Annotated in this window: 19 protein-coding genes; 17 read left to right on the top strand and 2 right to left on the bottom strand. The window is 62.8% G+C overall.

All coding sequences use genetic code 11. The features are described from left to right. Nucleotides 1-6 precede the first annotated feature (6 nt). On the bottom strand, nt 7-2,652 hold the full coding sequence (gene aceE / locus AC07Y9_RS06995; protein ID WP_009041862.1) for a pyruvate dehydrogenase (acetyl-transferring), homodimeric type: 2,646 nt from the start codon (nt 2,650-2,652) through the stop codon (nt 7-9). 381 nt (nt 2,653-3,033) lie between these two features. Here aceE and glnE point away from each other — a divergent pair, with 381 nt between their 5' ends. The 15 genes from glnE (at nt 3,034) to AC07Y9_RS06920 (ending at nt 21,532) form a co-directional block, all read left to right on the top strand. Then, complete coding sequence (glnE, locus tag AC07Y9_RS06990) at nt 3,034-5,973, top strand: bifunctional [glutamate--ammonia ligase]-adenylyl-L-tyrosine phosphorylase/[glutamate--ammonia-ligase] adenylyltransferase (RefSeq protein ID WP_102678341.1); 2,940 nt, start codon at nt 3,034-3,036, stop codon at nt 5,971-5,973. A 140-nt stretch (nt 5,974-6,113) separates the two neighbouring features. After that, nucleotides 6,114-7,148, top strand: a complete 1,035-nt coding sequence (gene waaF / locus AC07Y9_RS06985) for a lipopolysaccharide heptosyltransferase II (protein ID WP_007926799.1) — start codon at nt 6,114-6,116, stop codon at nt 7,146-7,148. Then, nucleotides 7,149-8,210 carry a lipopolysaccharide heptosyltransferase I gene (gene waaC / locus AC07Y9_RS06980; RefSeq protein WP_053259389.1) on the top strand — a complete coding sequence of 354 codons (1,062 nt, stop codon included), beginning with the start codon at nt 7,149-7,151 and terminating at the stop codon, nt 8,208-8,210. Beyond that, nucleotides 8,210-9,331 (top strand): glycosyltransferase family 4 protein, encoded by a 1,122-nt coding sequence (locus AC07Y9_RS06975; RefSeq protein WP_009041865.1) that lies wholly within the window; start codon nt 8,210-8,212, stop codon nt 9,329-9,331. Before waaC ends, AC07Y9_RS06975 begins: the two co-directional genes overlap by 1 nt. Beyond that, the gene (gene rfaP, locus AC07Y9_RS06970) at nt 9,331-10,137 is read left to right on the top strand and encodes a lipopolysaccharide core heptose(I) kinase RfaP (RefSeq protein ID WP_053259391.1); all 807 of its coding nucleotides are present in this window, start codon (nt 9,331-9,333) and stop codon (nt 10,135-10,137) included. Before AC07Y9_RS06975 ends, rfaP begins: the two co-directional genes overlap by 1 nt. Beyond that, nucleotides 10,137-10,871 carry a lipopolysaccharide kinase InaA family protein gene (locus tag AC07Y9_RS06965; protein WP_007926795.1) on the top strand — a complete coding sequence of 245 codons (735 nt, stop codon included), beginning with the start codon at nt 10,137-10,139 and terminating at the stop codon, nt 10,869-10,871. The genes rfaP and AC07Y9_RS06965 overlap by 1 nt, the downstream gene beginning before the upstream one ends. Continuing rightward, on the top strand, nt 10,868-11,620 hold the full coding sequence (locus AC07Y9_RS06960) for a lipopolysaccharide kinase InaA family protein (protein ID WP_102678340.1): 753 nt from the start codon (nt 10,868-10,870) through the stop codon (nt 11,618-11,620). Before AC07Y9_RS06965 ends, AC07Y9_RS06960 begins: the two co-directional genes overlap by 4 nt. Then, a complete protein-coding gene (locus AC07Y9_RS06955) occupies nt 11,620-13,074 on the top strand; it encodes a lipopolysaccharide kinase InaA family protein (RefSeq protein ID WP_102678339.1) in 1,455 nt (484 codons plus the stop codon). Before AC07Y9_RS06960 ends, AC07Y9_RS06955 begins: the two co-directional genes overlap by 1 nt. A 278-nt stretch (nt 13,075-13,352) precedes the next feature. Beyond that, nucleotides 13,353-15,110: a carbamoyltransferase family protein gene (locus AC07Y9_RS06950; RefSeq protein WP_007922192.1), complete on the top strand. Its 1,758-nt coding sequence runs from the start codon at nt 13,353-13,355 to the stop codon at nt 15,108-15,110. Further along, the gene (locus AC07Y9_RS06945) at nt 15,094-16,224 is read left to right on the top strand and encodes a glycosyltransferase (RefSeq protein WP_102678338.1); all 1,131 of its coding nucleotides are present in this window, start codon (nt 15,094-15,096) and stop codon (nt 16,222-16,224) included. Before AC07Y9_RS06950 ends, AC07Y9_RS06945 begins: the two co-directional genes overlap by 17 nt. After that, a complete protein-coding gene (locus AC07Y9_RS06940) occupies nt 16,224-17,120 on the top strand; it encodes an antimicrobial resistance protein Mig-14 (protein ID WP_101336652.1) in 897 nt (298 codons plus the stop codon). Before AC07Y9_RS06945 ends, AC07Y9_RS06940 begins: the two co-directional genes overlap by 1 nt. Further along, nucleotides 17,117-18,523: a PIG-L deacetylase family protein gene (locus AC07Y9_RS06935; RefSeq protein WP_102678337.1), complete on the top strand. Its 1,407-nt coding sequence runs from the start codon at nt 17,117-17,119 to the stop codon at nt 18,521-18,523. Before AC07Y9_RS06940 ends, AC07Y9_RS06935 begins: the two co-directional genes overlap by 4 nt. A gap of 84 nt (nt 18,524-18,607) precedes the next feature. Further along, entirely contained in the window at nt 18,608-19,564 is a 957-nt protein-coding gene (locus tag AC07Y9_RS06930; protein WP_102678336.1) for a glycosyltransferase family protein, read from the top strand. Between the two features lie 54 nt (nt 19,565-19,618). Continuing rightward, nucleotides 19,619-20,380, top strand: a complete 762-nt coding sequence (locus AC07Y9_RS06925; RefSeq protein WP_102678335.1) for a glycosyltransferase family protein — start codon at nt 19,619-19,621, stop codon at nt 20,378-20,380. A gap of 48 nt (nt 20,381-20,428) precedes the next feature. Further along, entirely contained in the window at nt 20,429-21,532 is a 1,104-nt protein-coding gene (locus tag AC07Y9_RS06920) for a glycosyltransferase (protein WP_102678334.1), read from the top strand. Here the strand turns inward: AC07Y9_RS06920 and AC07Y9_RS06915 are convergent. After that, nucleotides 21,518-22,123 carry a BUD32 family EKC/KEOPS complex subunit gene (locus AC07Y9_RS06915; RefSeq protein WP_102678333.1) on the bottom strand — a complete coding sequence of 202 codons (606 nt, stop codon included), beginning with the start codon at nt 22,121-22,123 and terminating at the stop codon, nt 21,518-21,520. The two genes, AC07Y9_RS06920 and AC07Y9_RS06915, sit on opposite strands and share 15 nt — an antisense overlap. A 107-nt stretch (nt 22,124-22,230) precedes the next feature. Between AC07Y9_RS06915 and AC07Y9_RS06910 the strand changes: the two genes are divergently transcribed. Both AC07Y9_RS06910 and msbA read left to right on the top strand, forming a co-directional pair. After that, nucleotides 22,231-23,403, top strand: a complete 1,173-nt coding sequence (locus AC07Y9_RS06910) for an O-antigen ligase family protein (RefSeq protein ID WP_102678332.1) — start codon at nt 22,231-22,233, stop codon at nt 23,401-23,403. 15 nt (nt 23,404-23,418) lie between these two features. Then, nucleotides 23,419-25,227, top strand: coding sequence for a lipid A export permease/ATP-binding protein MsbA (msbA, locus tag AC07Y9_RS06905; RefSeq protein ID WP_007922170.1), 1,809 nt, complete (start codon nt 23,419-23,421; stop codon nt 25,225-25,227). Nucleotides 25,228-25,401 lie beyond the last annotated feature (174 nt).

Below are 25,401 nucleotides of genomic sequence, written 5' to 3'. Positions count from 1 at the left end.
ATCTCCTCAGCAGTCCAGTGGGTTGCGTTTTTCCGGGTTGATACCGAACTTGGTGATGGCCTCGGCCACGACCTTAGGTTCGATGTCACCACGGTCAGCCAAGGCTTCCAGGGCTGCCAACACCACGAAATGACGGTCGACTTCGAAGAAGTGACGCAGCTTCTTGCGGCTGTCACTGCGGCCGAAACCGTCGGTGCCCAGGACTTTGAATTCCTTGGACGGGACCCACTGACGAATCTGTTCGGCGAACAGCTTCATGTAGTCGGTAGAGGCGATGACCGGGCCCTTGCGGCCGCTCAGGCACTCTTCGACATAGCTCAGCTTAGGCTTCTGGCCCGGGTGCAGACGGTTGCTGCGCTCGACTGCCAGGCCATCGCGACGCAGTTCGTTGAAGCTGGTAACGCTCCAGACGTCCGCGCCCACGTTGAATTCTTCACGCAGGATCTTCGCCGCTTCACGGACTTCGCGCAGGATGGTGCCGGAGCCCATCAGCTGTACGTGGTGCGCCGCTTCGCGGGTGTCTTCCTCGAGCAGGTACATACCCTTGATGATGCCTTCCTCTACACCGGCCGGCATGGCTGGCTGCTGGTAGGACTCGTTCATCACGGTGATGTAGTAGAAGACGTCCTGTTGCTCTTCGGTCATCTTCTTCATGCCGTCCTGGATGATCACCGCCAGCTCGTAGCCATAGGTCGGATCGAAGGTACGGCAGTTCGGGATGGTGCCCGCCAGCATGTGGCTGTGACCGTCTTCGTGCTGCAGGCCTTCACCGTTGAGGGTGGTACGGCCGGCGGTACCGCCGATCAGGAAACCACGGGTACGGCTGTCGCCAGCGGCCCAGGCCAGGTCGCCGATACGCTGGAAGCCGAACATCGAATAGAAGATGTAGAACGGCAGCATCGGCTGGTTGTGGCTGGAGTACGAGGTACCGGCTGCAATGAAGGAGCTCATGGCGCCCGCTTCGTTGATGCCTTCCTCGAGGATCTGGCCCTTCTTGTCTTCGCGGTAGAACATCACCTGGTCTTTATCGACTGGCTCGTAGAGCTGGCCGACGGACGAGTAGATGCCCAACTGACGGAACATGCCTTCCATACCGAAGGTACGGGCTTCGTCCGGGATGATCGGCACGATGCGCTGGCCGATTTCCTTGTCCTTGACCAGCTGCGCGAGGATCCGCACGAAGGCCATGGTGGTGGAGATTTCGCGGTCGCCCGAACCGTCGAGGATAGCCTTGAGGGTATCCAGTGGCGGGGTCGGGATGTTGAAGCTCTTGGCGCGACGCTGAGGCACGAAACCGCCCAGCGCGGCACGACGCTCGCTCAGGTAGCGGGCTTCGGCACTGCCTTCTTCCGGCTTGAAGAACGGCAGGTTTTCGATCTCTTCGTCCTTGACCGGAATGTCGAAGCGGTCGCGGAACAACTTCAGGCTGTCGACATCGACTTTCTTGGTGTTGTGCGCGGTGTTCTTCGCTTCGCCGGCGCCGGTGCCATAACCCTTGATGGTCTTGGCCAGGATGACGGTCGGTTGCTCTTTGTGGTTGACCGCCTGGTGGTAGGCCGCATAGACCTTGTACGGGTCGTGGCCGCCACGGTTGAGTTTCCAGATTTCGTCGTCGGACAGGTCTTCGACCATCGCCTTGAGTTCTGGCGTGTTGAAGAAGTGCTCACGCACGAAGGCGCCGTCTTTGGCCTTGTAGTTCTGGTACTCGCCGTCGATGACTTCGTCCATGCGGCGTTGCAGGATGCCGTCGGTGTCCTTGGCCAGCAGTGGGTCCCAGAAACGGCCCCAGATGACCTTGTTCACATTCCATTGGGCGCCACGGAACACGCCTTCGAGTTCCTGGATGATCTTGCCGTTGCCGCGAACCGGGCCGTCGAGGCGCTGCAGGTTGCAGTTGATGACGAAGATCAGGTTGTCCAGCTTCTCGCGGCCGGCCAGGGAGATCGCGCCCAGGGATTCCGGCTCGTCGCACTCGCCGTCGCCCATGAAGCACCAGACTTTCTGCTTGCCCGGCTGGATGAAACCGCGGGCTTCCAGGTACTTCATGAAGCGCGCCTGGTAGATCGCCTGGATCGGACCCAGACCCATGGAGACGGTCGGGAACTGCCAGAAATCAGGCATCAGCCATGGGTGCGGGTAGGAGGACAGGCCGTTGCCGTCCACTTCCTGACGGAAGTTGTTCATCTGGTCTTCGCTGATGCGGCCTTCCATGAAAGCGCGAGCGTAGACGCCAGGGGAGGCGTGGCCCTGGAAGTAGATCAGGTCGCCGCCATGTTCTTCGGTTGGCGCCTGGAAGAAGTAGTTGAAGCCGATGTCATACAGCGTCGCACTGGAAGCGAAGCTGGAGATGTGACCGCCCAGGTCAGAATCTTTCAGGTTCGTACGCATGACCATGGCCAACGCGTTCCAACGTACCAGCGAGCGAATGCGGCGTTCCATGAACAGGTCGCCAGGCATGCGTGCTTCGTGGGTAACGGGAATCGTGTTGCGGTACGGCGTGGTGATGGCGTAGGGCAGTTGCGAGCCGCTGCGGGTCGCGAGTTCGCCCATACGGGTCATCAGGTAGTGAGCACGGTCTTCGCCTTCTTTGTCGAGAACCGATTCCAGGGCGTCCAGCCATTCCTGGGTTTCGACGGGATCGAGGTCTTGCATGGCTTGCTCCAGGGCGGAAAGGCTTCCAGAATCGGTTGCCTGAGTTTGCGACTGGCCTTGTGGGCAGACGATAAAATTCTTGGATTGCCGGAGGTTGATACGGCGGCGTGTAGTTTTACTACAAATCGTCGGCCATTTCAGCCTTTCGAATGTATAGACGAGTAGTAAAACTACAGAAGATTGGCTTGTGGCCTCCTGCTGCGTTGTGAGAATAATCGTTACTGTTGGTCGATTTCCAACACCAATGGGTAAGAATTTGATGCTGGCTGCCAAAATAATAAAAAACTCAGCTATTTCTAACTTTTGTTCGACAGTCCTTCAAGGGCCGCGCCCGCAGAATTTGCCCCGACCGCCCCTTTCTACGCCGATCAAGGATAGCCCATGAGCCTGCCCGCGCTTGCCGAACTCCCAGCGACTCTCCTGCCTTTTGTCAGCCGTGCGGAGCAGTCGTTCCGTAGTGCCGTGGCGACCCTGGACGACGATCACGGGCTCGCCGCCTGGACCCCCGAGCGCTGGGCCGAGTTCGCTCGGGTGAGCGCCGCCAGCGACTTTTTCATTGAACAGAGCCTTCGTGACCCTTTGATGTTGCTGGAACTGGTGCGCGGCGGTGAGCTCGACCGCGGCTTCGGCCCGGGCGAGCTGTGCGCGCAGATCGCCGCGGCGGTGCAGCAGGCCACCAGCGAAGACGAGTTGGGGCGGGTGCTGCGGCGTCAGCGCAATCGTCATCAGGTGCGGATCATCTGGCGCGACCTGACGCGCCAGGCGGATCTGGTGCAGACCTGTCGCGACCTCTCGGACATGGCTGACGCCTGCATCGACCAGGCCTATCAATGGTTGTACCAGCGCCACTGCGAGCAGTTTGGTGTTCCCACCGGCCGACGCAGCGGCGAGCCGCAGCAGATGGTCATCCTCGGCATGGGCAAGCTGGGCGCCGTCGAGCTGAACCTGTCGTCCGACATCGACCTGATCTTCGCCTACCCCGAAGGCGGGGAGACCGTGGGCGTGAAGCGTGCGCTGGATAACCAGGAGTTTTTCATCCGCCTGGGGCAGCGCCTGATCAAGGCTCTGGACCCGATGACCGTCGACGGTTTCGTGTTCCGCGTCGACATGCGCCTGCGGCCCTACGGTTCGGCGGGCGCCCTGGTGCTGAGCTTCAATGCGCTGGAGCAGTACTACCAGGATCAGGGCCGCGACTGGGAGCGCTACGCGATGATCAAGGCGCGGGTGGTGGCGGGTGACCAGATCGCCGGCGCGCAGTTGCTCGACATGCTGCGGCCTTTTGTCTACCGGCGTTACCTGGACTTCTCGGCGATCGAAGCGCTGCGCACCATGAAGCAGCTGATCCAGCAGGAAGTGCGGCGCAAGGGCATGGCCGACAATATCAAGCTGGGCTCCGGCGGGATTCGTGAAGTCGAGTTCATCGCTCAGGCTTTTCAGCTGATCCACGGCGGGCGCGACCTGAGCCTGCAGCAGCGTCCTCTATTAAAGGTGCTGACCACCCTGGAGGGGCAGGGTTACCTGCCGCCCGCGGTGATCGCCGAGCTGCGTGAAGGTTACGAATTCCTGCGTTACACCGAGCACGCGATCCAGGCGATCGCTGACCGGCAGACGCAGATGCTGCCGGACAATCCACAGGACCAGGCGCGTATTGCCTTCATGCTGGGTTTTGCCGACTGGGCGGCGTTCCATGAGCGGCTGATGTATTGGCGCGGTCGGGTGGAATGGCACTTCCGTCAGGTGATCGCCGACCCGGATGAAGACGAAGGCAGCGAATGCGAAGTGGTGGTCGGCGGTGAATGGCTGCCGTTGTGGGAAGAAGCCCAGGACGAAGAGGCTGCCTGCCGGCAGTTGCAGGAAGGCGGTTTCAATGACGCGCCCAAGGCACTCAGGGCGCTGGCCGGCCTGCGTGGCAGCCCGCAATTGCGGGCCATGCAGCGTTTGGGGCGCGAGCGTCTCGACGCCTTTATTCCCCGCCTGCTGGCCCAGGCGGTAGAGCATGCCGATCCGGACCTGGTGCTGGAGCGGGTGTTGCCGCTGGTCGAGGCGGTAGCGCGGCGCTCCGCCTACCTGGTACTGCTCACCGAGAATCCCGGGGCCTTGCGCCGCTTGTTGACCCTGTGTGCCGCCAGCCCGTGGATCGCCGAGCAGATCACTCGCTTCCCGCTGCTGCTCGATGAATTGCTCAACGAAGGCCGGCTGTTCAAGCCGCCACTGGCGCCGGAGCTGGCCGCCGAGCTGCGCGAACGCCTGACGCGCATCCCCGAGGACGACCTGGAGCAGCAGATGGAAGCGCTGCGCCACTTCAAGCTGGCTCACCGCCTGCGGGTGGCAGCCTCGGAAATCGCCGGCAGCCTGCCGCTGATGAAGGTCAGCGATTACCTGACCTGGCTGGCCGAGGCGATCCTCGAACAGGTGCTGGCCCTGGCCTGGCGCCAGACCGTGGCCAAATACGGCGCTCCGCAGCGCACCGATGGCAGCTTGTGCGATCCCGGCTTCATTATTGTCGGTTACGGGAAAGTCGGCGGCCTGGAACTCGGGCATGGTTCCGACCTGGACCTGGTGTTTATCCATGACGGCGATCCGCAGGCGGAAACCGATGGCCCGAAACCGATCGACGGCGCGCAGTTCTTCACCCGCCTGGGCCAGCGGATCATTCACCTGCTGACCACCCAGACCAACTCCGGCCAGCTGTACGAAGTGGACATGCGTCTGCGGCCGTCCGGGGCGTCGGGCTTGCTGGTGAGTTCGCTGGGGGCTTTCGCCCGTTATCAGGAGAACGAAGCCTGGACCTGGGAGCATCAGGCGCTGGTGCGTGCCCGGGTGCTGGTGGGTAGCCAGGATGTCGGCCAGGCCTTCGAGAAAGTGCGGGCGGCGGTGCTGGGTCGTGCCCGTGACCTGCCCAAGTTGCAGCAGGAGGTCAGCGAGATGCGGGCCAAGATGCGCGACAACCTGGGGACCAGAGCGACGGCTGCCGGAACCGCGGCAAATGCCTTCGAGGCCACGGCGCCGTTCGACCTCAAGCAGGACGCCGGAGGTATCGTCGACATCGAATTTATGGTGCAATACGCGGCCCTGGCGTGGTCGCAAGAGCACCCGTCATTGCTGCGCTACACCGACAATATCCGCATTCTGGAAGGTCTGGAGGAAGTCGGGCTGATGCCCGCGACCGACGCCAGTCTGTTGCGTGAGGTCTATAAGGCCTACCGCTCCGCGGCTCACCGCCAGGCCTTGCAGAACGAGGCTGGGGTCATCGCCGGCGACCAGTTCGCCAGCGAGCGACGGGAGGTATTGCGGATTTGGCGCGAGCTGGGGCTAAGCTAGGCAGCGTGCGCTGCGTTGCCACAAATGTATCCGGCGAGCCAGGTTGCGGCTCGTCCACAATGAGCTGGCGGTGAATGCCGCAGGGCTGGATTCTCGAGGCGGGGAGGCGTAAGCCCCCCCGGTTCGTTTTTGGAAACCACATGAATATTCTGATCGTTGGGCCCAGTTGGGTCGGTGACATGGTGATGGCGCAGACACTCTTCCAGTGTCTGAAACAGCGCCATCCTCAATGCGAGATCGACGTGCTGGCCCCCGAGTGGAGCCGGCCGATCCTGGAGCGCATGCCGCAAGTGCGGCGGGCCTTGAGCTTCCCGCTCGGCCACGGCGTGCTGGAACTGGCGACTCGTCGGCGCATCGGCAAATCCCTGGTCGGCCAGTACGACCAGGCCATCCTGCTGCCCAACTCGCTGAAGTCGGCGCTGGTGCCGTTTTTTGCCGGCATCGCGCAACGCACCGGCTGGCGTGGCGAGTTCCGCTACGGCCTGCTCAACGACGTGCGCACGCTGGACAAAGAACGCTATCCGCTGATGATCGAGCGCTTCATGGCCCTGGCTTACGAGCCGGGCGCCGAGCTGCCCAAGCCGTATCCGCGTCCCGACCTGCAGATCGATCCGGCCAGCCGAGAAGCGGCGCTGGCCAAGTTCGGCCTGACCCTGGACCGCCCGGTGCTGGCGCTGTGTCCGGGAGCCGAGTTCGGCGAGGCCAAGCGCTGGCCGTCCGAGCATTACGCCAAGGTTGCCGAGCTGAAGATCCGCGAGGGCTGGCAGGTCTGGCTGTTCGGTTCGAAGAACGATCACGTGGTCGGCGAAGACATTCGCGCCCGGCTGATTCCTGGGCTGCGCGAAGAGTCGGTCAACCTCTGCGGCGGCACCTCCCTGGCCGAGGCCATCGACCTGTTGTCCTGCGCCGATTCCGTGGTGTCCAACGACTCCGGGCTGATGCACGTGGCGGCGGCGCTGAATCGCCCGCTGGTGGCGGTGTACGGCTCGACATCGCCGGGTTTCACCCCGCCGCTGGCCGACCAGGTCGAAGTCGTGCGCCTGGGCATCGAGTGCAGCCCGTGCTTCGATCGCACCTGCCGCTTTGGCCATTACAACTGCCTGCGCCAGCTGTTGCCCGACTCGGTGGACCAGGCCTTGCAGCGGTTGCAAGGCACCGCGGTCGAGGTTCGGTAAGTGCGGGTACTGTTGATCAAGACCTCTTCCCTGGGTGACGTGATTCATGCGCTGCCGGCGCTGACCGATGCGGCGCGGGCGATCCCGGGGATCAAGTTCGACTGGGTGGTGGAAGAGGGGTTCGCGGAAATCCCGACCTGGCACCCGGCTGTGGATAAAGTGATCCCGGTGGCGATTCGCCGCTGGCGCAAGAACATCTGGCAGACCATCAAGAGTGGCGAGTGGCGGCGCTTCAAGCAAAGCGTGCGTGCCACCAAGTACGATCTGGTGATCGACGCCCAGGGCTTGCTGAAAAGCGCCTGGCTGACGCGCTACGTCAAGGCGCCGGTGGCCGGCCTGGACAAGCAGTCGGCACGCGAACCCCTGGCTGCGCGTTTCTATTCGCGGCGCCTGGCCGTCGCCCGCGGCCAGCATGCCGTGGAGCGTGTGCGCCAGCTGTTCGCCGTGGCGCTGGGGTATGACTTGCCCCAGGGCCTGGGCGATTACGGCCTGAACGTCGAGAAACTGGTGGAGTTGCCGCGGCCCAAGCCGTTCGTGGTGTTCCTGCACGGCACCACCTGGGACACCAAGCACTGGCCGCAAGCCTATTGGCGCGAGCTGGCCGAACGCATGGGCCAGTTGGGCGTCGAGGTCAAGTTGCCGTGGGGCAACCCGGCGGAGAAGGCCCGGGCCGAGCGTATTGCCCAGGGCCTGAGCAACGCCACGGTGCTGCCGAAGCTGAACCTGGCGGGCGTCGCCAAGGTGCTGGCGCAAGCCCGGGCCTGCGTCGCGGTGGATACCGGGCTTGGCCATCTCGCGGCAGCGCTGGATGTGCCGACCATCTCCCTGTTCGGCCCGACCAACCCGGGCCTGACCGGTGCCTATGGCAAGGCGCAGATCCACATGGCCAGCGACTTCCCTTGCGCGCCGTGCCTGCAGAAAAAATGCACCTATCAACCGACGGCTGAAGATCAGCGGCGGTTCGACCTGAAACGCGAGTGGCCGTTGTGCTTCACGCGTCTGAATCCTGAGCGTGTCGCCAGCCGGCTGAGCAGGTTGTTACTGGCTGAGGAGCTGCGCTGATGCAATTGGCTTTTGTCCTTTATAAATACTTCCCGTTCGGCGGCCTGCAACGGGACTTCATGCGCATCGCCCTGGAGTGCCAGAAACGCGGGCACCAGATTCGCGTCTATACGCTGATCTGGGAAGGCGATGTGCCGCCGGGTTTCGAGGTGCTGGTGGCGCCGGTCAAGGCGTTCTTCAACCATCGTCGTAACGAGAAGCTCAGCGCCTGGATGGAGGCCGACCTGGCCAAGCGCCCGGTGGACCGCCTGATCGGCTTCAACAAGATGCCCGGCCTGGACGTGTACTACGCCGCCGACGGCTGCTTCGAAGACAAGGCGCAGAACCTGCGCCACTCGCTGTACCGCCGCTGGGGCCGCTACCGGCACTTCGCCGAATACGAACGCGCGGTGTTCGCCCGGGACGCCAAGACCGAAGTGCTGATGATTTCCGAGGTCCAGCAGCCGCTGTTCATCAAGCATTACGACACCCCGGTGGAGCGTTTCCACCTGCTGCCGCCAGGCATCGCCCAGGACCGTCGCGCGCCGGCCAACGCGGCCGAGATCCGCGCCGAATTCCGTCGTGAGTTCGCCCTGAAAGACGATGACTTGCTGCTGGTGCAGATCGGCTCCGGGTTCAAGACCAAGGGCGTGGATCGCAGCCTCAAGGCCGTGGCCGCCTTGCCGCCGGAGCTGAAGAAACGCACCCGGCTATTTGTAATTGGCCAGGACGACCCCAAAGTATTCCAATTGCAGAGCGCGGCATTGGGCCTGGGCGAGCATGTGCAGTTCCTCAAGGGGCGCAGCGATATCCCGCGTTTCCTGCTGGGCGCCGACCTGTTGATCCATCCGGCGTACAACGAAAACACCGGCACCGTGTTGCTGGAAGCGCTGGTGGCCGGCTTGCCGGTGCTGGTCAGCGCGGTCTGCGGTTATGCCCATTACATCGCCGAGGCCGACAGCGGCCTGGTACTGGACGAGCCACTGGAGCAGGGACAGCTCAATCAATACCTGAACACCATGTTGACCGACGACGCTGCACGCGCGACCTGGAGCCGTAACGGCCTGGCGTTCGCCGAGACGGCCGACCTCTATAGCATGCCGCAGCACGCTGCGGATGTGATTCTGGCGGAGCAACACTGATGAAGTTGATTCTTGCCGAACCGTTCAAGACCCTTTGGGCCGGACGCGATGCGTTCGCCGAAGTCGAGCGTCTGGACGGCCAGGTCTACCGTGAACTGGAAGCCCGCCGTACCTTGCGTACCGAGGTGGCTGGCGAAGGGTTCTTCGTAAAGATTCACCGCGGTATCGGTTGGGGCGAGATCTTCAAGAACCTGCTCACCGTCAAGCTGCCGGTGCTCGGCGCGGGCCAGGAATGGCAGGCCATTCAGCGCCTGCAGGAAGCCGGCGTGCCGACCATGACCGCCGTGGCCTATGGCGAACGCGGCAGCAACCCGGCCAACCAGCATTCGTTCATCGTCACCGAGGAGCTGGCGCCGACCATCAGCCTCGAAGACTTCAGCATCGACTGGGTCAAGCAGCCGCCGCAGCCCAGGCTCAAGCGCGCGCTGATCGCCGAAGTGGCACGCATGACCGGTATGATGCACCGCGCCGGGGTCAACCATCGCGACTGCTACATCTGCCACTTCCTGCTGCACACCGACAAGCCGGTGACGCCGGATGACTTCAAGCTCTCGGTGATCGACCTGCACCGCGCCCAGACCCGCCCGGCCATCACCCGGCGCTGGCGCGACAAGGACCTGGCGGCGCTGTATTTCTCGGCACTGGATATCGGCCTGACCCGGCGCGACAAGCTGCGCTTCCTCAAGGGTTATTTTCAACAGCCGTTGCGCCAGATCCTGAGCGACGAAGCGCCTCTGCTGGCCTGGCTGGAGGGCAAGGCCAACAAGCTGTACGCACGCAAGCAGCGGTACGGAGATGCGCTCTGATGGCGGGTTGGAACCTTGAACCTGGGTATCGGGAGCTGGCGCAGGACTTCGGCAGTCTGGATGCGGTCTTTGCCCTCGAGGGCGAGCACCTGACCCGCGACCCGTTGTCGGAGGTCATCCGGGTCGAACGCAACGGCATCAACTATTACGTCAAGCGCTACACCGGCGCCGGCAAGAACCTGCGGCGCTATCTGGGCAAGCCGCGGGTCAAGTCCGAGTGGCAGAACCTCAAGCGTTTCGCCAAGTGGGGCATTCCCACGGCGGAGGTGGTGGCCTGGGGCCTGGAGCGCCGTGGCCTGGCTTACGACCGGGGGGCGATGATCACCCGCGAGCTGCCACGCACCGAAGACCTGTCGGTCCTGGCCGAGCGCAACGACCCGCTGCTGGCCGATCGGGCCTGGGTGGACCGGGTCAGCCAGCAGCTGGCGCGCTACACGCGGATCATGCATGAGCATCGCTTCACCCATAACGACTTGAAGTGGCGCAACCTGCTGATCGACGATGAGGTCCGGCTTTACCTGATCGATTGCCCCAATGGCGATTTCTGGCGCGGTTTCTGGCTCAAGTACCGGATCACCAAGGACCTGGCGTGCCTGGACAAGGTGGCCAAGTATCATTTGTCCGCCACCCAGCGCCTGCGCTTCTATTTGCAGTACCGCCAGCGCACCCGGCTGAATGCCGCGGACAAGTGCCGTATCCGGCATGTGCTGAGATTTTTCGAGGGACGCGAATGACCGATTTCCTGGCGGCTCAGGACCGTGCGTTGCTGGAGCGCCACGGCCTCGACAGCTTCGACGCGTTGTGGGCTAAGCAACTTGAGGCGGTGGACGAGCCCAACACCGATGGTGGGGGCTGGAGCAGCGTGTATCGCCTCGACCTGGAAGGCCACGGCTACTACCTCAAGCGCCAGAGCAACTACCTGACGCGGACCCTGCACCGGCCGTTCGGCGAGCCGAGTTTCGCCCGCGAGTTTCGCAATATCAGCCGCTACCAGCAGTTGGGCATTCCAGCGCTGCAGGCGGCCTTCTTTGGCGAGCGCAAGGTGGCAGGCGAAATCCGGGCGATCCTGCTGACCCGGGCGCTGGATGGCTGGAACGACCTGGATTCGCTGCTGCAGCAATGGGCGCAGCTCAGCCCGGACCAGCATGCGGCGATCCTTCGGGCCTGCGGCCTGCTGGCGCGCCAGTTGCACGCGGTGCGCCAGGTGCACGGCTGTTTTTATCCCAAGCATATTTTCCTGCGGGCCACCGGCGACGGTTACCAGGCGCAATTGATCGACCTGGAAAAGACCCGTCCGCTGTTGTTTGGCCAGCGTGACCGGGTCAAGGACCTGGAGCCGCTGTTGCGTCGCGCCCCGGTCTGGAGTGAGAGCGATGTGCGCGTCTTGCTTGCGACCTATCTGGATCAGCCGCGGGACAGCTCGCTGGTTGATGCCTGGCTGAACCGCCTGACTGCGCGCCGCAGCCACAAGGAGACTCGTTGATGCGTCTGTCCGAACTTGAACGGGCCGGCCGCGCGCCAAGCCTGCCGTTGAGCCTGGAACTGGCCGACGCTGCCGGGCCGGCCACGCTGCAGTTGCTCAGCCTGCTGCGGGTGCTACCGGGGCAGCGCTACGTCGGTGCCGGTGTATGGCGCGGGCGTCCGGTGCTGGCCAAGTTACTGGTGGGCGCCAAGGCGGCGCGGCATTTCCAGCGTGAGCTGCAAGGCGTGCGCTTGCTTGAAGAGCAGGGCATGACCACGCCGTTGCTGCTGGCAGACGGCCTGAAGGAAGGCGAGGGCGGCTGGCTGCTGTTCGAGTTCCTGGAAGGTTCCGAGAGCCTGGGCGATGCCTGGAAACAAGTGGAATCGTTGCCAGCGTTGGCCGATCAGCAGCAGACGGTACTCGCCGAGGCCCTGGCCGCCATCGCCGAATTGCACGGCAAGGGCCTGTGGCAGGAAGACCTGCATCTGGACAATCTGCTGCGTCATCAGGGCAAGCTGTACCTGATCGACGGCGCCGGCATCTGCGTGGAGCAGGCGGGCAAACCGCTGTCCCGGCAGAAAGTCCTGGAAAACCTCGGGGTGTTTTTCGCCCAGTTGCCCAAGAGCCTGGAGCCCTTCACCGAAGAGCTGCTGGTGCATTACCTGCTGAACAATGCCGAGCATGCCTTGCCGCTGGAAGCCTTGCAGAAGCAGGTGGACAAGGTGCGCAGCTGGCGCTTGAAGGATTTCCTCAACAAGGTCGGTCGCGAGTGCACCCTGTTCAGCGTGCTGCGCGGGCCCTTCGCCTTGCGGGCGATTCGGCGCGAGGAAGAGGCGGCGATGCTGCCGGTGCTGGAGCAGGCCGACGCGCTGCTGGACCAGGGGCACCTGTACAAGACCGGTGGCGCCGCCAGCGTCGGCCGGGTCGAAGTGGCGGGCCGCACCCTGGTGGTCAAGCGCTACAACATCAAGGGTTTTGCCCATTGGCTCAAGCGCTTCTGGCGTCCCAGCCGGGCCTGGCATTCGTGGCAGGAGGGCAATCGCCTGGCATTCCTCGGCATTGCCACGCCCAAGCCGCTGGCCTTGCTGGAGAAGCGTTTTCTCTGGCTGCGCAGTCGGGCCTATCTGGTGACCGAATACCTGGCGGGGCCGGACATCATCGAACGCTTCGCGCCCTATATCGACAGCGGCGCGGCTCCGGAAGCGGAGTTGCAGGCGCTGGACCGGCTGTTTGCCGAGTTGATCCACGAACGCATCAGCCATGGCGACTTCAAGGGGCACAACCTGTTCTGGCAAGAGGACCGCTGGGCGCTGATCGACCTGGACTCGATGTGCCAGCACCACGGCCTCGGCAGCTTCGCCCCGGCCTACGCCCGCGACCGTGCGCGCTTCATGCGTAACTGGCCAGAAAGCAGCGCGCTGTATCAGGTCATCGACCAGCGCCTGCCTAAAACCGCCGAACCTTTCGCCGGCTGACACCTGTAGCCGCTGCCGCAGGCTGCGATCGAGCGCGAAGCGGTCGCGCTCTTGAGATCGCAGAAAGGCTCTTCGAGCCTTGTCGCAGCCTGCGGCAGCGGCTACAGATCCCTCGCAAGCCATATTGGGCGCCAGTGCCCGGTGCTGAAACGTCAAGGATCATCCCGCGGCAGGTTTACGCTATAATCCCGCCCTTTAGCTGTTTCTCGTCCGTGGCGGGGAGCACATTAATTCCAGGCGCACGTCGCCTGCATGCAGACTTAAGAGGCTAGACCCCTGTGGCATTGACGATTCTTGGCCTGTCCGGCGCCCTTAGCCATGATCCTTCCGCAGCGCTGTACATCGACGGCAAGCTGGTGGCGGCGGCTGAAGAAGAGCGCTTCGTACGCGATAAACATGCAAAGAACCGCATGCCCTACGAATCGGCGAAGTTCTGTCTGGAACAGGCCGGCATCAAGCCTTCCGACGTTGACGTGGTGGCGATCCCGTTCGCCCCGATCAGCCTGTTCGGCAAGGCCCGCTGGCACTACGCCAAGCGTTACTGGTACGCCCCAGACCGCGCCCTCGACGCGATCCTGATGGGCAACCGCCGCTACAAGCGTTATCGCAACAAGATCGTCTGGTGCCTCGAGCAACTGGGCTTCGATCCCAAGAAGATCAAGATCGAGCCGGTCGAGCACCACCTGGCTCACGCTTCCAGCGCCTACCACTGCTCCGGCTTCAAGGAGAAGACCGCGATCCTCGGGATCGACGGCAAGGGCGAGTACGCCACGACTTTCTTCGGCTACGGCGAAAACGGCAAGATCCACAAGATCAAGGAATTTTTCGATCCGGACTCCCTCGGCGGCCTGTACGGCGCGATCACCGAGTTCCTCGGCTTCGAAATGCTCGACGGCGAGTTCAAGGTCATGGGTATGGCGCCGTACGGCGATGCCAGCAAGTACGACTTCTCCCGCCTGGCCAGCTTTGAAAACGGCGAACTGGTGATCAACACCGATTACGCCAACGTCATCGGCCTGCGCCGCTACAAAGAAAAGGGCAAGGGTTTCTACTTCTCGCCGAAGCTGATCGAGTGGCTGGGTCCGAAGCGCGAAGGCGACATCGCCGACGAGCCGTACATCCACTACGCGGCCAGCATGCAGGCGCTGTTCGAGAAGCTGGCGCTGCAGATGATCGACCACTATCTGGGCGACATCCTCAAGGAAACCGGCAAGCTGGCCTTTGCCGGCGGCTGTGCGCTGAACGTCAAGCTGAACCAGAAGATCATCGCCCGTCCGGAAGTCAAAGAGCTGTTCGTGCAGCCGGCGTCCGGCGATGCCGGTACCGCGGTCGGTGCCGCGGCCTATGTTTCCCACGCTCGCGGCGTGCCGGTGGAGAAGATGGAACACGTCTATCTCGGCCCGTCCTACAGCAATGAAGACGTGATCGCCGCCTGTGCCCGCCACCCGAACAAGCCGGCCTGGCGCCAGATCGACAACACCCCCGAGCGTATCGCCAAGATCATGGTCGATGGCAACCCGGTGGCCTGGTTCCAGGGTCGCATGGAGTTCGGTCCGCGCGCCCTGGGCGGCCGTTCGATCATCGGTTGCCCGAGCGCTACCGGCGTGGCCGACCGCATCAACGAGCAGATCAAGTTCCGCGAGCGCTGGAGGCCTTTCTGCCCGTCGATGCTCGACACCGTCGGTCCGCAGATGATCAAGGTCGATCACCCGGCGCCATTCATGACCTTCACCTTCGAAGTGGCGGAAGAGTGGAAGACCCGTGTGCCGGAAGTGGTCCACGAAGACGGCACTTCCCGGGCTCAGGTGCTCAAGCGCGAATACAACCCACGCTACTACGACATGATGAAGGCCCTGGAAGTCCTGACCGGCAACGGCGTGTCGCTGAACACCTCGCTCAATCGCCGTGGCGAGCCGATGATCTGCTCGCCGACCGACGCCCTGAACATGTTCTTCGGCTCCGATCTGCAGTACCTGATCATGGAAGACATCCTGGTAGTCAAAGACGGCGTGGATCCTTATGACACGCTCGGCTGAGCGCCACGTCCTGCAGTTCTGCCACGGCTATGACGGGCCGTTCCTGGACTGTGCCCGGCAATATGCCAGCCTGTTCGCGGGCAGCGGCTATCGCGTGACCACGGTGTTCCTCACCGGGGTTGCCGATGCCGAGGTGGCCGATGCCTGTGCCAGCGACGAAGTACTGTTCATGGAATACAGCTCCAAGGCCATTCGTGGCCTGAAGCTGGGGGCGATACGCGACCTGCGCAAGATTGCCGCGTCGCGCAACTTCAGCTTCTGTATCGCCCACCGTTTCAAGCCGATCTACATCGCATTGCTGGGCACCGCGTTGCCGGTGATCGGCGTGCATCACGCGTTTGGCGATTACCAGCGCGGCAGTCGCCGCCTGTTCGCCAACCTGTTCCGCAAGCGCCTGAGCTTGCTCGGCGTGTCCGACGCGGTGCGCGATGACATGCGCAGTTGCCTGCCACAATGGCCGGCGGCGCGGATCCAGACGCTGTACAACCGGATCGACGTCGAAGCCTTGCAGGCTACCCAACTGTCCAAGGCCCAAGCGCGCCAGGAGCTGGGGCTGTCGCCTTCCGCCTGGATCGTCGGCAATGTCGGGCGTCTGCACCCGGACAAGGACCAGGCCACCCTGCTGCGCGGGTTTGCCGCGGCATTGCCGGGGCTGCCTCGGGAAAGCCAGCTGGCGATTCTCGGTAGCGGGCGTCTGGAGCAGAACCTCAAGGACCTTTCTCGCGAGCTGGGCATTGCCGACCGCGTGCTGTTCCTCGGCCAGGTCACAGAAGCCCGGCGTTATTTCCGTGCTTTCGATGCCTTTGCCCTGAGCTCCGACCACGAGCCATTCGGCATGGTGCTGCTGGAGGCCATGGCCGCTGGCGTGCCTTTGCTGGCGACGGCCTGTGGCGGTGCCAAGGAAGTGGTCGAAGGCGTCGGCATCCTGTTCCCGCTGGGCGATGCCGAGCATATGGCCCAGGGCCTGCAACACCTGGCCGGGATGGATGAGAACCAGCGCTTGCTGTGCGCCGAGCTGATGTTCGAGCGCCTGCGCGAGCGCTTCTCCGACCGTGCTGTACGCGACGCCTTCTGGCGTCTGCCGCAAGTTATCGATCTGACCGCGAGGCCCTGATGCTCAATCGATTCCAAGGCTGGCGCGAGCGTGGCTGGTCGGTCGTCGACGCCTCGACTTATGCCGCCGCCTGGCAGCGTTTTGGCGGCAGCGTCGCCACCCACCCGCTGGTGGTGGAGCGCCTGGCGAACCTGGCGGGCATCCCGGTCCGCTACCTGGCCTGGGAACAGGCCGGTGAACTGCGGGCGGCGATCCCGACCTGGGGGCGCGACCTGGCGCTGTCCAAGGACGTGCTCAAGCGCCGTGGCAAGAAAGGCCTGTTCGACCTGGGCAACGCCGAGCTGATCCTGCCGGCGGCGCCTGAGACCCAGGCCCCGCTGCGTCATCGCGGTCGTTATCTGTCGGCCTTGAACCAGGGCCGGTTCAGCACCCTCAAGCTCCAGGCCGAGCAATTGGCCATGGCCCGCACGCCTGAAGAGCTGTCGAAGAAGTTTCGCTACAACCAGCGCCGCGAACTGCGCCTGCTGGAAGAGGCGGGCGGCGTGGTGCGCCCGGTCAGCGAGTTCTCCAGCCAGGAGCTGGCGGCCATCTACTGCGATCTGTTCCAGCGGCGCTGGGGGTTCCCGGCCACCGGTGCCGAGCGCATGGCCGAAGTCATCGAGTTGCTGCGCGAGTTGCTGATCGGCTCGGTGATTTTCCTCAACGATGCGCCGATCGCCATTCAGCTGGTGTACCGGGTCGAAGCGCCGGAGTGGATCAGTGTCGAATACATCAACGGTGGCGTCGATCCTGAAACCCGCGAGTTCAGCCCCGGCAGCGTGTTGAGTTTCCTCAATACGCAAAGCGCCTGGGAGCAGGCACGGGCCATCGACAAGCCGCTGCGTTTCTCCTTCGGTCGCGCCGATCGCGAATACAAGGATCGCTGGTGCAACCCCGTTCCGGTGTTCACGGTATGAATCAGCCGTCGAGTCGCAAGCAACAGTTGCTCAAACGCCATCGCCGGCAGAAGCGCCTGGGCCTGCTGATCGGCCTGCTGGTGCTGGTGGCCATCGGTGTGCTGGTGGTCTGGTGGCTGCCGCTGCTGCTCGCGGTGCTGGCCTGGGTGGCCCATGAGGCCTGGTTTGCCGACCACCTGTTTTATTCGCCCCGGGACGATTATCAGTACAGCTTTCCGTTCGGTACCGAGCAGCCCAAGGTCCACCTGGACCAGCAGCGCTTGGTGCTGGACCAGGCGATCGACCTGGCGGGGGACGAAACCCTGATCCTCGCGGTAAAGGTCAGCAGCAGCTGGCTGGGGCGCTTTTTCGATCCTTGCGTCTCCTTGGCGGGGCAGGATCGACAGACGTTCGAGCGTGGCGTGAACGGCCTGCGTTATCTCAATCTCAGTGGGCTGGCACGACCTCTGGCCAGCGGCGAGCTGCAATTGCGCGGACGTTTCTGCCGGGTGCACGGCGAACCGCTGTTGTCGGTGTTCCGTGAGCCGGACTATCGCCACCAGCGGGTGATGGTCATCGCCCCCCATGCCGACGATGCCGAACTGGCTGCCTTCGGCCTGTACAGCCAGGCCGACGAAGCCTGGATCGTCACGTTGACCGCGGGCGAGATCGAGGCCCAGCATTACCAGCAGATGGGCATGAACGCTGCGGATGCGGCGCGGATCAAGGGCCGGCTGCGGGCCTGGGACAGCATTGCGGTGCCGCGTTGGGCCGGGGTCGCCGAGGAACGTTGTGTGCAGCTGGGGTATTTCTGCCTGCAACTGCCGCCCATGCAGGCGGCGCCGAACCGGCCTGTGGCGTCCCGCGAGGCCGAGCTGTCGGACATCCGCCTGTTCCGCCAGTTCAACCCGTTCCCGTTGCCGGCGGATGCCGATGGCGCGCCGACCTGGAACAATCTCTTGGCCGACCTGCGGGCGCTGTTGCTCAAGGCCCGCCCCGAGGTGATAGTGCTGCCGCATCCGACACTCGATCCGCACCCGGACCACATCTGCGCCCAGCAGGCGGTATTGGAAGCGTTGCAGGGGCTGGAGTGGCAGCCAACCACCTTGCTCGGTTATGCCAACCATTTGCATGACAACGACCGCTGGCCGATGGGCGATTCAGGGGCGGGCATTGCTCTGCCGCCGGTGTTCGATCCGGCCCAGGTGCTCAGGCCCTGCAGCTTGCAGCTATCGATCGAGCAGCAACGGGACAAGGCGATGGCCCTGGGCATGATGCACGACCTGCAGTCGCGAGCGCCGTTCAAGCGCAGGCTGCGTCGGGTCTTGCAGCGTGTATTGGCCGGTCGCGCCGGTTCGCTTTATGGCGAGAACGAGTTTTTCCGCAAGGCGGTACGCCGGCATGAGCTGTTCTGGCGTTTGTAAATTGATATTGCATGACACCCTTTTGCCTGTCGGCCAGGGTAGTTTCGCTCTTTTGTCGGGTTGCTCACGGCTGCAAGGAAGATGATGAAGGTTCTATTTCTGGTGCAGAAAGAACAGCGGGCCATTCTGGACCGTCTGTACGAAGGCGTTGCCGCCCATTGCGAATGCGACCTGCGGTGGTTGAGCAGTGACGAGCAGCGCAACCTGCGTGGCTATTTCCGCCGTGAGGTGGATGTATCGCGCTACGACCGCATCGTGTTCTTCCTGCGTTTCAAGCAGGAAATTCGCCAAGTGAGCTTCATCCGCAGCATTCCCAACCTGGTGATCCTCGAGCACGACGCCTACCAGAACTACATCCCTTGCAAGTACACCGGCAAGTTCAGCGCGCACTACCGCCGCCTGCCGTGGGCGCGGGTGATCAGTTCGGGGTTCATGGTCAGCGAGCGCTTGCGCGAGGAAGGTTTCGACGCGGTATTCGTGCCCAAGGGCTACGACCAGACCCTGCTGCAGGATCAGGGGCGCGAGCGGGATATCGAACTGGCATTCGTCGGCAGCACCAACAGCGTGGCTTACAGCGGGCGCAAGGCGCTGCTCGATGAGCTCGGCCAGGTCGAACCCTTGGTGGTGACGCGGACCAAGTCGGGCGAAGAGTATTGCGACACCCTCAACCGCATCCGCTTTTTCGTCAGTGCCGACGTCGGCATGGGCGAATACATGATCAAGAATTTCGAGGCCATGGCCTGTGGCTGTGTGTTGCTGGCATTCGACCAGGGCGAGGCGGAAAACCGCGCGCTGGGTTTGCAGGACCTGCACAACGTGGTCTTTTATCAGAACATCCCGCAATTGCAGGAGAAGCTCGCCATGTTGCGCGCCAACCCGGCCCTGGCGCAGAGCATCGCGCGAAACGGACGCGATCTGGCGGTCTCTCAGTTCAGCTTCGCCCGTATCGGGCAGCGTATTGTCGAGGAACTCCAGCCCGCATTGCGGCCTCGTGCACCCTTGAGCTTTATCGAGCGCGTACGCTCGAAACTGGGTGTTTGACAGCGGTCACCGAGCCCTTAATAGTGATCGCACTTTGTCGTAGGTGAGAATCAAGTGCAGTTTAGTCAAGAGAGTGACATCACGTTGGTGGTCACCAGTTGCGGTCGCCTGGACCTGCTCAAGCTCACGCTGGAGAGTTTCGATCGCTTCAACAGTGCGCCGATCCGCGAAGTCTTCATCACCGAAGATGCTGGCGACGAGCGGGTGCGCACGGCTGTGCCCGCCCACTGGAAAGATCACTGTACCTTCTTCGTCAACCGGCCGAAGCTCGGGCAGTTGGCGTCGATCGACCTGGCCTACGAGCAGGTCAAGACCCCCTATATCTTCCATTGCGAAGACGACTGGGAATTCTACCGCCCGGGTTTCGTCGAGGATTCGAAAGCGATTCTCGAGCAACGCCAGGACATCCTGCAGGTCTGGTTGCGCAGTTATGCCCACGACCTGCGAATCCATAGCCCTTACATCCACTTGGGGGCTCGCGAGTTGATCGGCGGTGTGCCCTGTTATCCGCTGATCTCCGACAAACCCGAGTGGCAGAGCTTTTCCCTGAACCCGGGCTTGCGCCGGATGGCAGAGTATCGACTGTGCGCGCCTTTCGCCGGGCACGGCGGCGAGAAAGCGCTGTCCAAGCGCTATGCTGAGCTGAACCTGACAGCTGTCAGCCTGGAAGGCGACGCGGTGCTGCATACAGGCTTCGGTCTGCATGTGGAGACTGCCGTGGAGCGGCAGCGTAAGGCTCGGCGCAGTCGTCGCGAGCAAATCAAGCTTGTTTTAGTCCTGTTGGTTGGAGTCGGTATTGGCTGGTTTATCAATTAGTTCTACCGGTTTCACTTTCCCGAATACCGCGAAAGGGCTATGTGCCCAATGAGCATTCTCAACATCATGTGGGCAGGCGGCAGTGCATTTGCCTCCGTTCACAAGGTTCACCAGCAGATCCTCTCTCAGGCCGAGCCAGGCACTGTGGTCAAGACCTGGCTGCTGCAAGGCTCGTCCACCGGATGCGTTGCCGAAGTGGGGGAATGCCGGGAGTGGAACCTGTCGTCGGCGCGGGTGAAGGGCAAGCATTTCTGGCGCTTGCTCAAACCCTGGCTGCGGGCCAGTTTTCGCAAGGCGTTGCGGGAAAGCGATGCCCAGGTGTTGTTGCTCGATGGCCTGGGGGTGGCGCGTACCTTGTTGCCGGTCCTCAAGTCATTGCCGCACATGCGTGCGGTGGTGGTGATCCACGGCTCCACGCGCTTGCACCGCAAGGATCAACAGCTGTTTCGGCAGTTCCCCGCTTCGCAGCTGACTCTCGCGGCTGTTTCGCAGACCCTGGCTTCATCCCTCGAAGACGATTTGCTGATGCCGGTGACGGCCTTGCGCAGCGCGTTCAATCCGCACGAGTTCAACGCAAGGCTGCTACCGCGTGCCGAGGCCCGGGCAACCCTCGGCCTGCCCGCAGGCGATGCTCCGGTATTCGGCGCGGTCGGGCGTCTGGTGGACGATAAGGGTTTTGCTTGCCTGTTGGAGGCCTTCGCCAAGGCCCTGGCGAGCCGGCCGGAGATGCGTCTGGTGATTATCGGCGAGGGTTCGAATCGCGCAGCGCTCGAGGCCCGCATCAACCGGCTGGGCCTGCAAGACAAGGTTTCGCTGCCTGGGCATCTGAAGCATGCGGCGATGCTTTACAAGGCATTCGACTGGGTGGCCATCCCGTCGCTGGACGAGGGCCTGGGGCTGATCCTGCAGGAAGCGGTGATGTCCGGTGTACCGGTGCTGACCAGCGATTTGCCCGTGTTTCGTGAGCAGTTGGCTGCAACCGGGCGTTATGCGCCGGTGAATGACATCGACGCCTGGCAGGAGGCGATTCTTCAGGCCCTCGGCCTGCCCACCCAGAGCATCGCGGCGGATCAGTACGCTGCTCTGGCTCCCGACCTGGCTTGGCAGCGCTTCAGCCAGGCCGCCACCAGCCTGCTGTCATGCCGAAAGTAGGGCCTGTTCCAGCGCTTGTATCGGAAAGCTCCCGTTCAGCTTCTCCCGGGCAATATAGCGAGCGAAGTGTTGCAGGTTGCGTTTGACCAGATGGCGCGGCAATGGCCCGCGGAAGAAGCGCATGTCGGCCACGTCGATCAGGCCGAAGCGGTTATCCGGGGTGATGACGATGTTGCCCAGGTGCAGCGAGCGAAAGTAGATCCCCGAGGTGTGCAGGCTACGAATCAGCTCGACCAGGGTCGGCAAGGTCTGTTGCCAGTCGAAACCTTCCTTGCTGGCGACCTGGCGCAGGGTTTCGCCTGGCAGCGGTCGGTAAAGCACCGCGGTCATGCCGGGTTGTTCCAGGCGGTAGAAGTCCAGAACCTGCAGCGTGGGAACGCCGAGTTGTTCCAGGCGTGCGGCGTTGTCGATGAAGCGTGTCGAATAGGGGCGAAACAGGGCGGATGAAAAAAGACGCTTGCGCCGGAACAGTTTCAGAATATTCCCATCCTGCAACAGGTAGACTTTCGGGCCGTAACTGTCGGCCTCCAGAATCCTGGCGCCTTCAATCATCTGATTCAAAGTGGCTTGGGGAAGCCGGGAGCATTGCATCGTAGGAAGCCTTGTCGAAGTGGCGGGCACAGTGACGGGCAATGATGCCGAAAAGTTGTTGTTTTAACCATGCCGGTTTGGCTGGTGAACCATTTAGGAGCGAATAAATGCAGGCCACACGTTGGGCGCAAGTATGGATGACAATCGGGTTGCTATGGTTTTTGCTGGCCATCGCACTGGCGCCCACCAACAAGCTCTACCAACAGGGGCTGGTGGCCTTCTTGTGGTTGCCAGCAATGATTCTGGCCTGGTCCGCGCGTGAGCGCCTGATCGAGTGGTGGCGTGCCCAGCGCTGGCTTGGCCTGGCATTGCTGGGGCTGGCGATATGGGGGCTGATCAGCCTGACATGGACGCAAGCGGCGGACCCGTCGCGCGAGGCCAAGCGCTTGTTGTACATCGCGGTGTTCCTGCTGTTCTTCCCGATTTTCGCCAATGCCCGGCCTGAGCGGGTGATCCGTGTCATGCAGTGGGGTGGATTGGGGCTGGCGGTGACGGCGCTGATGGCCATCATCCAGTTCTACTGGATCAAGGAAAACGTCTGGTGGGCGCGTCTTGAGGGGCTTGGCGAGCTGGCTCATCCGATCCTGGGTGGTTATGTCATCGGCCTGGCCGCGATCTGGCTGCTGCATTGGATGCCGCGTACTCGCGGTCTTCAAGCCGTATGGCTGGTGGCTTTGGCGCTGCTTGGTGGGTTTGTCGTGCTGTGCCAGAGTCGCGGTGCTGCCCTGGCCCTGTTCCTGACCGTGCTGGCGATGCCGATCTGGTGTCGTGATCGACTTAGCCGAATTTTCGCGGCGGCGGCATTGTTGCTGGCAATGTCGGCATTCTGGTTTCTCGAACCTTTGGTCCTGGCGCGTGGAGTTTCCTATCGTCCGCAGATCCTGATGGCCAGCCTGCAGATGATCGCCGAGCACCCATGGACAGGTCTTGGCCTGGGTTCAGGCTATAACGTATTTGCTGAAGGACTGCCGTTCGATCACGCCCACAACCTGTTCAGCCACATTGCCATTGAATTGGGCATCCCCGGGCTGCTGCTCTGGGTCGTGGCCTGGTTTGCAGCGCTGCGTGAAGCCTGGCGCGCCCGTGAAACGCTTTATGGTCGGGGTGTCATCGGGATCTGGCTGTTCTCCTTCCTGGCCATGCAGTTCGATGCCGCCAGCCTGACCGGAACCCCTCGCGCCGAATGGTTCATCAGTTGGCTGCCGATCGGTCTGGCCACTGTTTTGGTCTGGGCACGGGGCGGTCACACAGGCTGTGATAAAATCCCGCGTTCCTCCTAAACAGTGAGCTCGACGATGAGTGATGCACCGCTCAAAGCGGAACAGGATTCCAGCCTGAAAATCTATTTTCGGCTGTTGGGGTATGTAAAACCCTACATAGGCATTTTCCTGCTGAGTATCGTGGGCTTCGTGATATTTGCATCCACCCAGCCGATGCTGGCGGGCATTCTCAAATATTTCGTCGACGGCTTGAGCAATCCCGAAGCGGTGCTCTTCCCCAACGTTCCCTATCTGCGCGACTTGCAGCTATTGATGGCGGTGCCGCTGCTGATCATCCTGATCGCGGCGTGGCAGGGGCTTGGCTCTTTCCTTGGCAACTACTACCTGGCGAAGGTTTCCCTGGGGCTGGTGCATGACCTGCGGGTCGAGCTGTTCAACAAGCTGCTGGTCCTGCCGAACCGCTATTTCGATACCCATAACTCCGGGCATCTGATTTCCCGCATCACCTTCAACGTCACCATGGTCACCGGTGCCGCCACCGACGCCATCAAGGTGGTGATTCGCGAAGGCCTGACGGTAGTGTTCCTGTTCGTCTACCTGTTGTGGATGAACTGGAAGCTGACCCTGGTGATGCTGGCGATCCTGCCGTTGATTGCGATCATGGTTGGCAGCACCAGCAAGAAATTCCGCAAGCAGAGCAAGAAGATCCAGGTGGCGATGGGCGATGTGACCCATGTGGCCTCCGAGACCATTCAAGGCTATCGCGTGGTTCGCAGCTTCGGTGGCGAAAGCTACGAGCAGCAGCGTTTCGTCGACGCCAGCCAGAGCAACACCGACAAGCAGCTGCGCATGACCAAGACCGGTGCGGTCTACACGCCGATGCTGCAACTGGTGATCTACTCCGCCATGGCGGTGCTGATGTTCCTGGTGCTGTTCCTGCGTGGCGATGCCACCGCGGGCGACCTGGTGGCCTACATCACCGCGGCAGGCCTGCTGCCCAAGCCGATTCGCCAGCTCTCGGAAGTCAGTTCGACCATCCAGAAAGGCGTGGCGGGCGCGGAAAGCATCTTCGAACAGCTGGACGTCGAGCCTGAAGTCGATCGGGGACAGATCGAGCGTGAGCGCATAGAGGGTCGCCTGGACGTGCGCAACCTGAGCTTCACCTATCCGGGCACCGACCGGGAAGTGCTGAAGGACATCAGCTTCTGCGCGGCTCCCGGGCAGATGATCGCGTTGGTCGGCCGCTCCGGCAGCGGCAAGTCGACCCTGGCCAGCCTGATTCCGCGCTTCTATCACCACGAAACGGGGCAGATTCTTCTCGATGACGTGGAGATCGAGGATTACCGCCTGCGCAACCTGCGCCGGCATGTGGCCCAGGTGACCCAGCATGTGACCCTGTTCAACGACAGCGTGGCCGCCAATATTGCCTATGGCGACCTGGCCGGGGCGCCGCGGGAAGACATCGAGAAGGCGGCGACGGATGCCTATGCCATGGACTTCATTTCGCAGTTGCCCGAAGGCCTGGACACCCAGGTCGGCGAGAACGGCGTGCTGCTCTCCGGCGGTCAGCGCCAGCGTCTGGCGATTGCCCGGGCCCTGTTGAAGAATGCGCCGTTGCTGATTCTCGACGAAGCCACCTCGGCCCTGGATACCGAGTCCGAGCGGCATATCCAGGCGGCCCTGGACAAGGTGATGAAGGGGCGCACCACCCTGGTGATCGCGCACCGCCTGTCGACCATCGAGAAGGCCGACCTGATTCTGGTCATGGATCAGGGGCGGATCGTCGAGCGCGGTACCCATGTCGACCTGCTGGCGCAGAACGGCTACTACTCGCGCCTGCATGCCATGGGCCTGGACGAGCCAGCTTCCGAAGGCATTGCCTGAGCCAACGCCAGGGTGGGCACTGCCCACCCTGGAACGGTCCCGGCGTGCAATGCGCCGGCGGTCTTTGTATCCAGCCCCTTACAGTCTTGACCAAGCCTAAATAATCCAACGCCTCGTGCTTGTTATGGTTCCAGCCTCAATCGTCGACTGAATCGAGGGGGCCAACCCCGTCGC

Source organism: Pseudomonas sp. GW456-L12 (assembly GCF_059424045.1).
The sequence above is the reverse complement of the archived record's forward strand: the minus strand, read 5'-3'. Positions and strand labels throughout refer to the sequence as shown.